Source organism: Kitasatospora sp. NBC_00240, from assembly GCF_026342405.1.
Taxonomy (GTDB): domain Bacteria; phylum Actinomycetota; class Actinomycetes; order Streptomycetales; family Streptomycetaceae; genus Kitasatospora.
The window spans coordinates 6,438,720-6,453,440 of sequence record NZ_JAPEMU010000001.1 but is presented as its reverse complement, the minus strand read 5'-3'; the positions used below and the strand labels follow the sequence as shown (position 1 = coordinate 6,453,440).

Annotated in this window: 10 protein-coding genes and 3 tRNA genes; 1 reads left to right on the top strand and 12 read right to left on the bottom strand. The window is 74.2% G+C overall.

The window, feature by feature from the left end:
* Positions 1–33 precede the first annotated feature (33 nt).
* The 7 genes from OG689_RS27500 to OG689_RS27470 all read right to left on the bottom strand — a co-directional run bounded on the left by OG689_RS27500 (position 34) and on the right by OG689_RS27470 (position 10,067).
* Complete coding sequence (locus OG689_RS27500) at positions 34–666, bottom strand: ComEA family DNA-binding protein (RefSeq protein WP_266323533.1); 633 nt, start codon at positions 664–666, stop codon at positions 34–36.
* A 756-nt stretch (positions 667–1,422) separates the two neighbouring features.
* Positions 1,423–2,268, bottom strand: a complete 846-nt coding sequence (locus OG689_RS27495; protein ID WP_266323532.1) for a DegV family protein — start codon at positions 2,266–2,268, stop codon at positions 1,423–1,425.
* 159 nt (positions 2,269–2,427) lie between these two features.
* On the bottom strand, positions 2,428–3,213 hold the full coding sequence (locus OG689_RS27490) for a hypothetical protein (protein ID WP_266323531.1): 786 nt from the start codon (positions 3,211–3,213) through the stop codon (positions 2,428–2,430).
* A 457-nt stretch (positions 3,214–3,670) separates the two neighbouring features.
* A complete protein-coding gene (gene leuS / locus OG689_RS27485) occupies positions 3,671–6,607 on the bottom strand; it encodes a leucine--tRNA ligase (protein ID WP_266323530.1) in 2,937 nt (978 codons plus the stop codon).
* A 244-nt stretch (positions 6,608–6,851) separates the two neighbouring features.
* Positions 6,852–8,141, bottom strand: coding sequence for a hypothetical protein (locus OG689_RS27480; RefSeq protein ID WP_266323529.1), 1,290 nt, complete (start codon positions 8,139–8,141; stop codon positions 6,852–6,854).
* Positions 8,142–8,332: 191 nt separating this feature from the next.
* Positions 8,333–8,405: transfer RNA gene (locus OG689_RS27475), tRNA-Ala, on the bottom strand.
* 210 nt (positions 8,406–8,615) lie between these two features.
* Positions 8,616–10,067 (bottom strand): MFS transporter, encoded by a 1,452-nt coding sequence (locus tag OG689_RS27470; protein ID WP_266323528.1) that lies wholly within the window; start codon positions 10,065–10,067, stop codon positions 8,616–8,618.
* 101 nt (positions 10,068–10,168) lie between these two features.
* On the opposite strand from OG689_RS27470, the gene OG689_RS27465 reads away from it, so the two are divergent.
* On the top strand, positions 10,169–11,083 hold the full coding sequence (locus tag OG689_RS27465; RefSeq protein ID WP_266323527.1) for a helix-turn-helix transcriptional regulator: 915 nt from the start codon (positions 10,169–10,171) through the stop codon (positions 11,081–11,083).
* Positions 11,084–11,167: 84 nt separating this feature from the next.
* Here OG689_RS27465 and OG689_RS27460 read toward each other — a convergent pair.
* From OG689_RS27460 to OG689_RS27440, 5 genes are all read right to left on the bottom strand, one after another.
* Positions 11,168–11,240: transfer RNA gene (locus OG689_RS27460), tRNA-Ala, on the bottom strand.
* Between the two features lie 37 nt (positions 11,241–11,277).
* Positions 11,278–11,350 (bottom strand) — tRNA-Ala (locus OG689_RS27455).
* A 116-nt stretch (positions 11,351–11,466) separates the two neighbouring features.
* The gene (locus OG689_RS27450) at positions 11,467–12,114 is read right to left on the bottom strand and encodes a histidine phosphatase family protein (protein WP_266327465.1); all 648 of its coding nucleotides are present in this window, start codon (positions 12,112–12,114) and stop codon (positions 11,467–11,469) included.
* Positions 12,111–12,587: a ribosome silencing factor gene (rsfS, locus tag OG689_RS27445; protein ID WP_266323526.1), complete on the bottom strand. Its 477-nt coding sequence runs from the start codon at positions 12,585–12,587 to the stop codon at positions 12,111–12,113. Before rsfS ends, OG689_RS27450 begins: the two co-directional genes overlap by 4 nt.
* Positions 12,588–12,781: 194 nt before the next feature.
* Positions 12,782–14,710, bottom strand: a complete 1,929-nt coding sequence (locus OG689_RS27440) for a LytR C-terminal domain-containing protein (protein WP_266323525.1) — start codon at positions 14,708–14,710, stop codon at positions 12,782–12,784.
* Positions 14,711–14,721 lie beyond the last annotated feature (11 nt).

Genomic DNA, 14,721 nt, shown 5'->3' with positions numbered 1-14,721 from the left:
CGGGCGGGGTGGGTCGGAGGGTGGGCAGGCTTGTCAGAGGACGAGTAGCGGTTTCAGTTCGGCGTACGTCCGGTCGCCGATGCCGCTCACCTGGCGGAGCTGGTCCAGCGAGCGGAATCCGCCGTGCGCCTCCCGGTAGGCGACGATGCGTTGGGCGAGCGTCGGGCCGACGCCTGGCAGTGCGTCGAGTTGCTCCGTCGTGGCACGGTTGAGGCTGACCGGGCTTCTGGTGGTGGGACCGGCACCCGGCGGCGGGGGTGGACCGCCGACCAGGATCTGCTCACCGTCCGTCAGGACCCGGGCCAGGTTGAGCGCGCTGGTGTCGGTGTCGGGCAGCGCGCCGCCGGCCGCGCGCAGGGCGTCGGCCACCCGGGAGCCGCCCGGCAGGGCCCGGACCCCCGGGGTCTGGACCTTCCCGGCGATGTCCACCACCACCACTACGCCGCCGCCGCCGGGCGACCCCGGCTGACCGGCCGTTCCGGCAGGCTGGCCGGACTGGGCGGGCTCTGCGGACTGCCCGGGCCGGGCCGGGCCGGCGGGCAGCTCGGGACCGGCTCTGACGGTCGGCGACGCCGCCGGGATCTGCACGGCCTCGGGTCGGCCGAACCAGAAGTGCTGCACCGCGTATGCGACGGCCAGCGCGAGCAGGACGGCCAGGCCGAGCACCGCCCGCCGGTCGAATCCGAAGGCCGGACGCAGTGTCAGGCGAAGCGGTGGGCGCGGAGCCCCGGCTGTCGCCGGGGCCGACGCAACCCCCGAGCCGGGCGCGTGCACCTGCGCTTGCCCGCCCGGCCCCGGCCCCGGCCCCGGCTCCGGCTCCGGCTCCGGCTCCGGCGGGAGGAAGGCTGGAAGGACCGGCGGAGGAACCCCTCCGGGAGGCACCCGGGAGAGCGGATCCAGGTGCGGCGCCGGGAACGCGGCAGCACCGGCTCCGCCGCGAGCGCCACGCCCGCGGGCGGCACCGACGGATGCACCGACGGACGCACCGGGCGGGGCGCCGGCGGGAGCACCCGCGGGAGCGCCGACCGGCGGGCCCGGATCACGCCCGGCCCCGGCGGGGTGCGGTCCGCCGCCCAGGCCGTAGGGGTCAGGTCGGCCCCCATCGGGAGCGGAGCCGCTCGAACTGTCATCGAGGGTGGGAGGGTCGGCCGGCGCCCCGACCGGCCCGGTGGAGGCGACGGCGCCGGGGGGCTCACCCGGCGGCCGCCCGGCGAGGAGCTGCGCCAGCCGGGCGCGGACGGTCTCGGCGGTCTCTCGGCGCCTGGCGGCGCCCGGTGTCAGGGTTCTCATGGCCCAGGACGGTACGCATCGCACCGGCGCCCGAGGGAAAACCGCCCGGATCCTGTGGACAACCCCGGCCTGTGGATATCCGGTGTCCCCCACAGGAGTGAATCAGGGCCCGAGGTGTCACGCGGAGACCGCTCAGCGGGGTGAGAGCACCACCGCGAGCAGGCCCGGGCCGACGTGTGCGCCGATCACCGCGCCCACCTCACCCACGTAGAGCTCGCGCAGCCCCGGAACGCGTTCGCGCAGCCGCTCGGCGAGCGGCTCGGCCCGGTCCGCGGAGGCGAGGTGGTGCACGGCGATGTCCACCTCGCGGTCGGCCGCCCGCTCGACGGCGATCTCCTCCAGCCGGGCGATCGCCCTGGACGCCGTGCGGACCTTCTCCAGGGGCTCGATCCGGCCGCCCGAGAGGTGCAGCAGCGGCTTGACCGCGAGCGCGGAGCCGAGCAGCGCCCGGGCGGCGCCGATCCGGCCGCCCCGGCGGAGGTGCTCCAGGGTGTCGACGTAGAAGAATCCGCTGGTCAGACCGGCTCGCCGGGTGGCGGAGGCGGCCACCTCGTCCAGGCTGAGTCCGGACTCGGCGCTCCGGGCGGCCGTCAGCACGCAGTACCCCAGGGCCATCCCGACCAGTCGGCTGTCCACCACCCGGACCGGGATCGGCGCCTCGGCGGCGGCCAGCCGGGCCGCCTCGCAGGTACCGGACAGCTCGGCCGACAGGTGCAGCGACACCACGCCGGTGGCGCCGGACTCGGCGGCCGCCCGGTACGCCGCCGCGAAAGTCTCCGGGTTGGGACGGGAGGTGGTCACCCGGCGCTTGCCGCGCAGCGCCTCGGCGACGTCCTTGGGCGAGATCTCCACGCCCTCGTCGAGCACCTCGTCACCGACCGCGACGCTCAGCGGCACCACGGTGATCCCGTGGCGGTCGACTGCGTCCTGCGGCAGGTAGGCCGTGGAGTCGGTGACGATGGCGAGGTCAGCGGGCATGAGCCGGAGGTTACTCCCCGTACGCCTCGGAGGACAGCGCCGTACCGGCCCTGGCCGTACTGTCCGACATTCGTGCTCGAACGAGCCGTATCGGCCTGTCCCCCTCAGGCCCGAGCGGCCACTCGGTCACGGCGGCAGACGTCGGTCACGGCGGGGGACTCAGCCGGCCGACGGCCCCGTCGACGGCTTGCGCAGGCGCTGCGCGAGGCGCGAGAGCGGGTCGCCCAGGCCGAGCAGTTCCTCCGCGCCCGGGCCGCCAGGGCCGGCGGTCAGCCCGGCCCGGCGCGGCTGCGTACCGGTACCCGAGCCGGCAGCCGCCCCGGGGCCGGAGGCCGCAGCCGAGCCCGCCCCGGAGCCGCCCGAGGAGTCGGCGGGAGCCGGCCCCTGCGGCGCCGCGTCCCAGTGCCGGAGAGCGCCGGCCTCGCTCTCGCACTCCTTGCTGAGCCTGGTCAGTTCATCCTCGGCGAAGCGGTGCATACGGTCCTGGGCCGCCCAGCGCATGGTCTCCGCGGAGTGGGTGATCCGCTCGGCGCGCTCACGCAGTTCGGGGAGCTTGGCGGAGATCCGGCCTGCGTCGGGCTCACGCTCCAGGATGCGCAACTCGCCGTCCAGTTCGGCGGCGTGCACGTCCAGCCGGGCCAGCAGCTGCAGCGACTCGACCAGCTGGCCGTCCTCGGCGACGCCGGCCTCCAGCACCAGGCGGGTGCCGTCGAGCGAGGTCCGCAGGGCGAGGCGGGTGGCGGAGATCTGCCCCTGCGCGCCCGGCTTGGTGTACTTCTTCGCCTTCAGCGCGACGTTCTCCACCGCGCGCCTGGCGTTCGCCTCGTGCCGTTCGACCTTGGCAGCCATCGCCTTGGCCGCCTTGACCGTGCCGACCACGGCAAGGCTCAGCAGGCCGACACCGATCAGCAGGATCAGGCCCAGCACCACTCCGACCGCGTCCATCACGAGCCACCTTCCACCGAAACCGAGCACGCCGACCCGGCCGCACCGGACCGCCCGCCGCCGGGCCACGGCCCGCAGCGGTCACCGAGGTTTCCAAGGTAACCGTCCCACCGGGCCTCGGGCGGGGCAAAGCGGGCACCGCGGCCGAGATCAGGGACAGATCGGGGTTCTCCCCCAGCCCTGACCGGGACTGTCAGGGGCGGATCGTCCCCGGCGAGAGCCCGGAATCGGGCTTGGGAACGAAAACGGGAACGGGAACGGGAACGGGCAGGCACCGGGAAGGGCAGGCACAGCCTCGGGGCAACGGATGCGGCAACCGCACCGAGCCCGCGCGGACCGTCTCCCGGCAGAACCGCCGGGCCCCACCCGCTCAACCGCACGACAAACCCCTGGAGCGGGCGCAAAAAAAGTCGGCCCCGCCGGACATCCGGCGGGGCCGACCACTGCTGACGATCCGTCAGCCGGTGACGATGTTCACCAGCTTCGGCGCCCGCACGATCACCTTGCGCACCGCGGCGTCGCCGACGGCCGCGACCACGGCCGGGTCGGCCAGCGCCAGCGTCTCCAGGTCCGCGTCGGTGATCTCCGGGGAGACCTCCAGCCGGGCCTTGACCTTGCCCTTGATCTGGACGACGCAGGTGACCGACTCGTCGACCACGTACGCCGGGTCGGCGACCGGGTAGTCGGCGTACGCCAGCGACTCGGCGTGGCCCAGCTTGCGCCACAGCTCCTCGGCGATGTGCGGGGCCAGCGGCGCGACCAGCAGGACGATCTGCTCGGCCACCTCGCGCGGCGTGGAACCGCGCTTGACCAGGAAGTTGTTCAGCTCGATGGCCTTGGCGACGGCCGTGTTGAAGCGCAGGCCCGCCATGTCGCCGCGGATGCCGTCGATGGCCTTGTGCAGGGCCCGCAGGGTCGCCTCGTCGGCGGGCTCGTCGGTGACGACCAGCTCGCCGGTGGACTCGGAGGCGATGTTGCGCCACAGCCGCTGCAGGAAGCGGTACGAGCCGACCACGGCACGGTCGTCCCAGGGGCGGGAGACGTCCAGCGGGCCCATCGACATCTCGTACAGGCGCAGGGTGTCGGCGCCGTACTGGTCGGCGATCTCGTCCGGCGCGACGGCGTTCTTCAGGGACTTGCCCATCTTGCCGGCCTCGCGCTTGACCACCTCGCCGTTCCAGACGTAGCCGCCGCCCTGCTCCTCGACCTCGGCGGCGGGCACCGGGAAGCCCCGCTCGTCGCGGTAGACGTCGGCGGTGATCATGCCCTGGTTGAACAGCTTGTGGAACGGCTCGACCGAGGAGACGTGGCCCAGGTCGTGCAGCACCTTGTGCCAGAACCGCGCGTACAGCAGGTGCAGCACGGCGTGCTCGGCCCCGCCGACGTACAGGTCGGCGCCGCCGGCCGGCTTCTCGGCGGTCGCGCCCAGCCAGTACCGCTCGTTGGCCGGGTCGACGACCTTCTCGCTGTTCGCGGGGTCGATGTAGCGCAGCTCGTACCAGCACGAACCCGCCCAGTTGGGCATGGTGTTGGTCTCGCGGCGGTACGTCCTGACGCCGTCGCCCAGGTCCAGCTCGACGTTGACCCAGTCCTCGTTGCGCGACAGCGGGGTCTTCGGCGAGGAGGTGGAGTCGTACGGGTCGTAGGTGTGCGGCGAGTAGTCCTCGACCTCGGGGACCTCGACCGGCAGCATCGAGTCGGGCAGCGCGTGCATCACGCCGTCCTCGTCGTAGACGATCGGGAAGGGCTCGCCCCAGTACCGCTGGCGACTGAACAGCCAGTCGCGCAGGCGGTAGTTGACGGTGCCCTCGCCGATGCCGTGGCCGGCCAGCCAGGCGGTGACGGCCTGCTTGGCCTCGACGACGCTCAGGCCGTCCAGCGAGATGCCGTTCTCGGCGGCCACGTCGTCGGTGGAATGCGCCGAGTTGACGATGACGGAGTCGTACGTGTCGAACGCGTCGTCCCAGGTGTGCGGGTCCAGGTCGCGGCCGTCGGTGGGCCTGACGACGCAGCGCATCGGCAGCGCGAAGGCGCGGGCGAAGGCGAAGTCGCGGTGGTCGTGGGCGGGGACGGCCATGATGGCACCGGTGCCGTAGCCCATCAGCACGTAGTCGGCGATGAACACCGGGACGGGCTCGCCGCTGACCGGGTTGGTGGCGTAGGCGCCGGTGAAGACACCGGTCTTGACCTTGGCGTCGACCTGGCGCTCGACGTCCGACTTGGCGGCGGCGGTCGCGCGGTAGGCGGCGACGGCCTCCGCCGGGGTGGCGGCGCCGCCCGTCCAGTCGTCGTGGGTGCCGGCCGGCCAGGCGGCCGGGACGATCGAGTCGACCAGGGCGTGCTCGGGGGCCAGCACCATGTAGGTGGCGCCGAACAGGGTGTCGGGACGGGTGGTGAAGACGGTGATCGCCGGGCCGCCGGCGCCCTGCCCGTCGACCGCGAACTCGACGCGGGCGCCCTCGGAGCGGCCGATCCAGTTGCGCTGCTGCTGCTTGATGGCCTCGGGCCAGTCCAGCAGGTCCAGGTCCGCGATCAGGCGGTCGGAGTAGGTGGTGATCCGCATCATCCACTGGCGCAGGTTGGACTTGAACACCGGGAAGTTGCCGCGCTCGGAGCGGCCGTCCGCGGTGACCTCCTCGTTGGCCAGCACGGTGCCCAGACCGGGGCACCAGTTGACCGGCACCTCCTTGGAGTACGCCAGCCGGTACTCGCCCAGCACCTCCTCGCGCTCGGCGCCGGACAGCTCGGCCCAGGGCCGGCCGTCGGGGGTCGGCCGCGAGCCGTCCTGGAACTGCGCGACCAGCTCGGCGATCGGGCGGGCCCGGCCGGCCCCGCCGTCGTACCAGGAGTTGAAGATCTGCAGGAAGATCCACTGCGTCCAGCGGTAGTAGTCCGGGTCGATGGTGGCGATCGAGCGGCGCGAGTCGTGGCCCAGGCCCAGTCGGCGCAGCTGACGGCGCATGTTGGCCATCGCCGCCTCGGTGGAGACCCGGGGGTGCTCACCGGTGGCGACCGCGTGCTGCTCCGCGGGCAGGCCGAAGGCGTCGTAGCCCAGGGTGTGCAGCACGTTGTGGCCGGTCATCCGCTGGTAGCGGGCGAACACGTCGGTGGCGATGTAGCCCAGCGGGTGGCCGACGTGCAGGCCGGAGCCCGACGGGTACGGGAACATGTCCATGATGAAGCTGTGCGGCTTCGCCGCGACGTCACCGGCGGCCGGGTCGGCCAGCGCGCCGACCGGGTTGGGGGCGTTGAACGTCCCCTCCTTCTCCCAGACGTCCTGCCAGCGGGACTCGATGTCGGCGGCCAGCGCGGCGGTGTACTTGAAAGCAGACTCCGCGCGGATGGGCTCGGTTGCGTCCTCGGCCGGGCCGGAGGCAGGTGTCGTCTCGCTCATGGTCCTTCAGGCTCCATCGATGTCGGTGCGCGAACCAGCGGCCGGACTCGGCTGCTGCGAACTCGGGCCGTGTCCGCCGGAAACGGCCCCGGAAAGCAAAAAGGCCCCTCGCAGGAGGGGACGCCACGCCGACTCCGGCACCCGCCCGGGGGCGTGGCCGGCTCTGGTCAGCGCGGCCGGCTAAGGAGCAGGCGCACGGTTCGCATGGGCTCAGGGTACCGCAAGCCCGTCGGCGGCCCGGCGGTCATCCCGCCCTGCTCGCCGCGTCGAAGTCGCGCAGGGCCCGGGCGACCCGTTCGGACTGCATGCCGGCGGCCAGCAGCCGTGCCCGGTCGGCCGTCCGGGCGGCGTCCTCGCCGTCGCCGGTCCGCCGGTACGAGTCGGCCAGCCGCACCATCAGCAGGGCGCGGGCCCGGGCCCGCGCCGGCTCCAGCACCGCCAGCGCGCCGGACAGCAGGGCGCGGGCCCGCTCGTGCTCGCCGAGGAAGAGGTGCCCCTCCCCCACCATGCCGTCCAGGTCGGCGCGTTCCTGCCCGTGGCCCGGGACGCCGTCGAGCGCCCGGAACGCCCGGGCGGCGGCGGTCTCGGCCTCCTGCCGCTCGCCCCGGCGGCCGTGGGCGCGGGCGATCCGGCCGAGCTGCAGCGCGAGTTCGGCGGGGGTGAGCCGGCCGTCCGCGGCCCGCAGGGCGGCGGTGAGCATCGCCACCGCGTCCAGACCGCGCCCGCCGGAGGTGTGGGTGGCCTGGACGACCAGGCAGCCGACGACGCTCACGCCCAGGCGAGGGTCCCCGCAGACGTGCGCGGCGCGCAGCGCGGCGACGAAGGCGCGTTGGGCGTCGGCCTCGTAGCCCATGTCGTGGGCGGCCCAGCCGACCTGGCGGGCGAGCCGGGCGGCCGCCGCGTACAGCTCGCGTCCGAGCGGCTCGCCGTACGAGCCGAGTTCGAGCAGTTTGCCGACCATCGCCAGCTCGGCCCGGGCCGGGTCGAGGATCAGCCCTCCGCCGCAGGCCCGCTCCAGCCGTTGCTTGCTGTCGTGGCCCAGCCGGAGGTCGACGAGTTGCTCGGGAGCGATCCGCAGGGCGCCCTCGCCGCCGGTGACGGGTGGTGGGGGCGAGGCCCAGTGCCGGGCGGCCTGTTCGAGTTCGTCGCCCCGGAACAGGTCGGTGAGGCGGACGGGTCCGCCGTGGGCGCCGGCCTCGCGCAGCGCGGTCTGCGCGGTGTCCGCCGTCCACGGGTCGGTGAGCAGGCCCGGGGAGAGGATCTTGGCGCCCCGGTTGCCGCCCATCCGGCCCCAGAGCTGCTCGTAGGTGACGGCGATGCCGAGGGTGCGGCTGAGCACCTCGCACACGGTCTGGTCGTGCGGGGCGCGCGGCACCATGCCCCGGTCGCGCCACTTGTAGGGCGCGGTGGAGCTGATCGCGAGCCCGGTCGGGAGGGTGAGGTTGACCTCGCGGGAGAGCCGTTCCGGGCTCCAGCCGAGCTGGTGGAGTATCCGGGCCAGCTCTTCGTTCCGCTTGCGCGCCAGGTCGGCCATGGGCACGACGGTAGCGGGCGGCGGGCGGCGCCCGGTAGGCCGGTTCGCCCCGAGGGGCGGCGGACGCGGGGGGCGGCCCGGCGGTTGCGGTCGCGGGGTGCCGGACGCGGCGGTGCCGGACGCGGCGGTGCGTCGTGGCCCGGGAAACGCCAAGGGCCGCCTCCCTGTGCGGGAGGCGGCCCTTGTTGCTGTGGAGCTACGGGGAATTGAACCCCGGACCTCTTGCATGCCATGCAAGCGCTCTACCAACTGAGCTACAGCCCCTTGACCTGCGATGTCACCGCTGGCCCCACGTTTCTGTGGTTTCCCTCGGCGACATCGCCCACTTTACACGGTCGAAGGGGTGCTCCACGAATCCATAAGCCGGGCCCGCCGGCGCCGGGCCGGCGACCGCCCCGATCCCGACCCCGGGAGCGGACCGGCGAGCCCGGGGCCGGCAGGCCGGACACACCCCGTCGGACGCGGGCCGGCCCGCTACCCGTCGTCCGCCACCCGCCGGGTACGCGCCGCCAGCGCACCCGCGCCGGCCACCGCGAGGGCGATCCCGACGGTGGTGAGCAGCAGCGCGTGCCCGGACTGCCGGGGCGGCCCCGGCAGATGCGCGGCGCCGAGGAAGATCGTGCCGAGCAGGGCGACCCCGACCACCTGGCCGAGCTGGATGACGGTGACCACGACCCCGCTGGCGTCGGCCGCGTCCTGCGGCGCCACCCGGCCGAGCGCCCGGGCGAAGAGCGGGGCGTACGCGCAGCCCGCCGCCAGTCCGAGGACGGTGGTCAGGGCCAGGTCGAGCACCCCGATCGGGTCACCGCCGCGCAGCAGGAGGCCGAGCAGCAGGTACCCGGGCGCGACCACGACGGTGGCGAGGAGCGGCAGCACGGGGTGCAGGCGGGCCGGCAGCCGCTGCCAGTGCAGGCTGGAGACCCCGAAGCCGACCGAGACCGGCACGGAGAGCAGTCCGGCCCGCAGGGCACTGTTCCCGAGCCCGGCCTGCTGGTGCAGGGCGAAGGCGAACATGAAGCCGGAGAAGGCCGCCATGATCATGAAGATCGCCCCGGCGGCCGGCAGCAGTCCGGGCGCCGCGAGCACCCGCCCGGAGATCAGCGGTTCACCCCCGCGCGCCGCGACCCGCCGCTCGACCGACCGGAACACGGCCAGCATCAGTGCGCTCCCGGCCAGCATCGCCCAGCCCCAGGCCGGCCACCCCAGTTCGTGCCCGAGCACCAGCGGCACCACCAGCAGGCCCAGGGCCACCGCCAGCACCACCAGACCGGGCAGGTCGAAGCCGCGGGTGCGGTCCCCGGGCAGCCGGGGCAGCAGCCGGGCCCCGGCGACCAGCAGGGCCAGCCCGATCGGCACGTTGACCAGGAACACCGGGCGCCAGCCCGTCCCGAACAGGTCCGCGCTGACCAGCAGCCCACCGGCCACCTGGCCGGCCGCCAGTCCGCCGGCCAGCACCGCCGAGTACAGGCCCAGCGCCCTGGTCCGGGCGGCGCCGGTGAAGGAGCGCTGGATCAGGCTCATCACCTGGGGCACCATCAGTGCGGCGCCGAACCCCTGGAGCACCCGGAACGCGATCAGCCAGCCGGTGCCGGGCGCCAGCCCGCAGGCCAGCGAGGCGGCGGTGAAGGCGGCCAGGCCGGACCGGAACAGCCGCCCGTACCCGTACCGGGCGCCCAGCCGGGCGCCGGTGATCAGCAGGACGGCGTACGCGATGGTGTAGCCGGCGATGACGAGTTGGAGGGAGGCGCCGGAGGCGTGCAGGTCGGTGCGGATGGTGGGCACGGCCACGTTGACGATGGAGATGTCGAGCACGGCCATGAACTGGCCGCTCAGCACCAGGGCGAGGAGCAGCCCGGGCCGGGCGGCCGGGCCCGCGGGCCGGGCGGGCCCGCCGGGGGCGGCGGGTCGGGTCTGAAGGTCCGTCATGGGCCCAGCGTGCGCGGGTGCGGGTACTGGTGGTTAGAGCCTGCTGATCCTGGTATTGGCAACACCTGGGACGGCGGCCCCGGTTGGGGCACCATGGCGGGATGACCGCCTTCGAGGAGAGCGCCCCGCCGGCCCGCGGCCCGCAGGCCCGGCCGCAGCAGCAGGACCGCCGCCGGACCGAACTCGCCGGGTTCCTGAAGGCCTGCCGGGCCAGGGTCACCCCGGAGGAGGTGGGCCTGCCGCCGGGCCTGCGTCGCCGCACCCCCGGCCTGCGGCGCGAGGAGGTGGCGCAGCTCGCCGGGGTCGGGGTCACCTGGTACACGTGGCTGGAGCAGGGCCGGCCGATCAACGCCAGCGAGCAGGTGCTGGCCGCGGTGGCCGGCTCGCTGCGGCTGGACGCCACCGAGCGGGACCACATGTTCCGGCTTGCCGGGGTGCGGGTCGAGCTGCGGCCGGCGTCGGCGCACTCCAACCTCGATCCTTCCGTCCAGGTCATCCTGGACGCGCTGGCGCCGCTGCCGGCCGCGGTCTGCAACAGCCGCTACGACGTCCTGCTGCACAACGCGCCGTACGAGTCGCTGTTCGGGGCGGACCGGCCGACCGCGCCGCACGGGACGTTCAACAGCCTGTGGTGCACCATCACCGCGCCGGCCTGCTGCAATCCCTTTCTGAACCGCGACGAGGAGCTGCCCCGGATGGTCGGGGTGCTGCGGGCCGCCTACGGCAAGCACGTGGGCGAGCCGGTCTGGGAGGGCTACATCCGGGAGCTGTTGCTGGCGAGCGAGGAGTTCCGGGCGCTGTGGGCCCGGCAGGAGGTGGCGCCGGCCAGGAGCGCGCTGAAGGTGTTCCGGCACCCCTCGGTGGGGGAGCTGCGGTTCACCGCGGCCTACCTGACCCTGCCGGCGGTCCCGGAGCACTACATGGTGGTCTACACGCCGCAGGGGCCGCAGGACCGCGAGCGGGTGGAGCGGATGGCGGCGCTCCCGCCGCGGCGGACGGCCCCCTGCCCGCACTGAGGCCCGACGGCCCGGGCCGTCGAAAGGGGGCCCCGGACGCACCGAAGGCCGTCACCCGGTGGGTGACGGCCTTCCGAACTGTTGTGGAGCTACGGGGAATTGAACCCCGGACCTCTTGCATGCCATGCAAGCGCTCTACCAACTGAGCTACAGCCCCGCGACACGTCCGGCCCTGACGGACCGGTGGTGCGGAGTGGAGCTACGGGGAATTGAACCCCGGACCTCTTGCATGCCATGCAAGCGCTCTACCAACTGAGCTACAGCCCCGCACTCGTGGGTTTTCCCGCTTCCCTTCCGGGCCGCGTTCTCACCTGCGAACGAGGAAGACTCTAGCTGGTCAGGCCCGGAACTGCGAAATCCCGCCTGCGGCAGACCCACCGACCTCAGGTGTCGTCGCCGATCACCGGCTGCGGCAGGGTGCCCGCGTTGTGCTCCAGCAGGCGCCAGCCGCGCGCGCCCTGGCCGAGGACCGACCAGCAGCAGTTGGACAGGCCCCCGAAGCACTCCCAGAGCTCCGGGTCCAGGCCCAGCAGCCGGCCCAGCATGGTGCGGATGGTGCCGCCGTGGCTGACCACCACCAGGGTGCCGTCCTCCGGCAGCTTCTGGACCGCCTCCAGCACCACCGGGACGGAACGGTCCGCGACCTCGGTGGACAGCTCGCCGCCGCCGCGCCGGACGGGCTCGCCCTGCGCCCAGGCCTGGTACTGCTCCGGGAACCGGGCCCGGATCTCGGCGTTGGTCAGGCCCTGCCACTCCCCCGCGTACGTCTCGCGCAGGCCCTCGTGGTGGTCCACCTCCAGGCCGGTGATCTGCGACAGCTCCGCGGCCGTCCGCGCGGCCCGCCGGAGGTCGGAGGAGATCAGCAGGTCCGGGTGGAGCCCGGCGAGCAGCCGGGCGGCGCGCTGTGCCTGCTGCACGCCCTGGCCGGTCAGCTCGATGTCCGTGGTGCCCTGGAAGCGCGATTCGAGGTTCCAGGAGGTCTGGCCGTGCCGCCAGAAGACGATGCGCGGTCCCCGCGCCTCCCGGCTCAGCTGTGGTCCTCGGCGACGTAGTTGCCGACGCCGAAGTCGTCCGCCGGCGGGGCGGTGACGTTGCCGGCCACGTCGGTCTCGGCACCCTCGGGGCGGTTGCGGGAGGCCAGCGCGTCGGCGGGCAGGGCCAGCTCGGGGCAGTCCTTCCAGAGCCGGTCGAGGGAGTAGAAGGAGCGCTCCTCGGAGTGCTGGACGTGCACCACGATGTCCAGGTAGTCGAGCAGGATCCAGCGGCCCTCGCGCTCGCCCTCGCGGCGCACCGGCTTGACGTCCAGCTGCTCGCGCAGCTGCTCCTCGATCTCCTCGGCGATCGACTTCACCTGGCGGTCGTTGTTCGCGGAGGCGATCAGGAAGGCGTCGGTGATCGACAGCACCTCGCTGACGTCGAACGCGATGATGTTGTGGGCCAGCTTGTCGGCCGCCGCCTGGGCGGCGACGTTGATGAGTTCCTGGCTGTGGTCGGTGACGGTCACTGTGTTCTTCCGGCTCGGCTGCAGAGATGGCGCCCCCGCCGCACCCGCCGGCGGGCTGTGCCGGCCGCAGGGCAGGAGGACCCCAGTCCAGGATCTCACGCCGCCGCCGCGGCCCCGGACCGATCGCCGGTGGGGCCGCGGCGGCGGGGGCCGCTGCCGGGGGCGGCGCGCCGGCCGGGCGCGCCGGGTCGCCGCTACTGCGGCTTGGGCACCTGGTAGTCCTTGCCGAGCACCACCAGCAGGTCGGCGTTCTGCGCCTCCGTGACCTTCTTCACGGCCGTCTCCGGCAGGTTCAGGCTGGTCGCCAGCGACTTGGCGGCCTCCAGCCGGCTGTCGTCGGTGTAGCGGATCTCGGTGGCCGCCTGCGGGGCGACCTTCGTCGTCCCCGGCACGAAGTTCAGGCCCGCGTTGAGCACCTGGACCTGGGCCGCGGCGGCCGCCTGGTCGTTGCCGGAGGCGTCCTGGATCGCGACCCGGGCGGCGGCCCCGACGCTGTCGGCGTTGCGCACGGTCCCGCCGAGGACCTCCTTGACCTGCTTGCCCGCGGTGGCGTCGTCCAGCGTGCCGTCGGGCTTGACCGGCAGCGCCGAGGTGGCGAGGTGGCCGTCCTTGGCCTGCTGGGAGAGCTGCACCAGCACCCCGGCCAGCGCGTCCTGCGGGAGCGAGGGGTCGAGCACCGCGCCCATCCGCTTCACCACGTCGGTGGCGTCCTTGAGGTCGGTCGGCATCGTCCGGACGATCGACTCCAGCACCTTGCCGAAGCGCGCCAGCTGCGCGTCCCGGCCCTCGCCGGCCCCCTGGTACGTGGCGAACAGCACCGCCGCCTGCCCGCTCAGCAGGACGTTCTTGCCGGCCGCGGCCAGCACCTTGCCGTCCGGCTTGCCGCCCTCGCGCAGCTCCACGTCGGTGTCCACCCGGACGCCGCCGAGCTGGGAGACCAGCAGCTGCAGGTACGGGGTGTCCAGCCGCCAGGTGCCGGCCACGCCGGCGCCGAGGACGGTGCCGAGGCCCTCGCGGGTGCTGGAGGTGCCGATGGTGTCCATCGCCTGGCCGAGGGCGACGGTCGCCGAGTCGCCCGCGCCGGGCAGCTTGAGCCCCTCGGGCAGCAGCAGCACCGAGCCCTTGTGGCCGGAGGCGTCGTTGACCAGCAGCGCGGTCGAGACCTTGCCCTGCAGGTCGCGCAGGTGCACCACGTTGACCTGGCGCGGCCCGGCCGCCGCGGCCGCCGTCCTGGCGCCGCCGAGCTTGCCGGTGTACCAGAGGTACCCGGTGCCGGCGCCGCCGAGCACGGCCAGCACGACGACCGCGCCGATCAGCCGGCCGCGCAGCTTGCGGCGGCGCTCGTCCCGGCGCTCGGTGCGCGACTCCGCGAACTTCAGCCAGTCGATGACGTCCTCGGACTCCTCCGCCTCCTCCTCGACGAAGGTGAACTCGCCGGTGGCGTAGGCGTCGGCGGGCGTCTTCGGGGCCTTGGCCGCGCGGGAGCCGCCGACCTGCTCGGAGGGCTGCTCCGGCTTGGCCGGCGCGGCCTGCGGCGCGGGGCGGGCCTGGCGCGGGCGCGGCGGCGCGGCGGGGGCCGCGGCCACCGGTGCGGCGGCGGCCTGCGGCGCGGCGCCGTACCGTTCCTGCCCGGGCTGCTGGTACACCGGCTGCTCGTAGCCGGACTGCTCGTAGCCCTGCTGCTCGTACCCGGACTGCTGGTCGCCGGGCCGGGTACCGGCCGGCTGCTGGTACGGCTGGTAGGGCTGCTGCCCGTAGCCGGGCTGCTGGTAGTCCTCGTAGGCCTGCGGCTGCTGGTAGGCCTGCGGCTGCCCGTACTGGTCGTACTGCGGCGCGTAGGCCTGCGGCTGCTCCGGCCGGCCGTACGGGTCCTGGCCGTAGCCGGACTGCGGCCGGGCCGGCTGCTGGCGCCGGGGCGGGTAGGGCTGACCGTACTGGTCGTACTGCGGCTCGTACCCGGGCTGCTCGTAACCCTGCTGCTCGTAACCCTGCTGCTCGTAGCCCGACTCGTAGCCGGGCTGCTCGTAGCCCTGCTGCTGGTACGGCTGGTAGGGCTGCTGCTGGTACTGCCCGGCCGGCCAGTCGTCGTCCTGCTGGCCCCTGCGGTCTGCCGTTCCGGTCACGCCGACCCTCC

What these genes read in the sequence shown, in the direction of transcription:
- OG689_RS27480 (WP_266323529.1), bottom strand. Translation starts at nt 8,141, where the DNA reads ATGGCCGACCTGGCGCGCAAGCGGAACGAAGAGCTGGCCCGGATACTC.
- OG689_RS27465 (WP_266323527.1), top strand. Translation starts at nt 10,169, where the DNA reads ATGACCGCCTTCGAGGAGAGCGCCCCGCCGGCCCGCGGCCCGCAGGCC.
- OG689_RS27470 (WP_266323528.1), bottom strand. Translation starts at nt 10,067, where the DNA reads ATGACGGACCTTCAGACCCGACCCGCCGCCCCCGGCGGGCCCGCCCGG.
- leuS (WP_266323530.1), bottom strand. Translation starts at nt 6,607, where the DNA reads ATGAGCGAGACGACACCTGCCTCCGGCCCGGCCGAGGACGCAACCGAG.
- OG689_RS27490 (WP_266323531.1), bottom strand. Translation starts at nt 3,213, where the DNA reads ATGGACGCGGTCGGAGTGGTGCTGGGCCTGATCCTGCTGATCGGTGTC.
- OG689_RS27495 (WP_266323532.1), bottom strand. Translation starts at nt 2,268, where the DNA reads ATGCCCGCTGACCTCGCCATCGTCACCGACTCCACGGCCTACCTGCCG.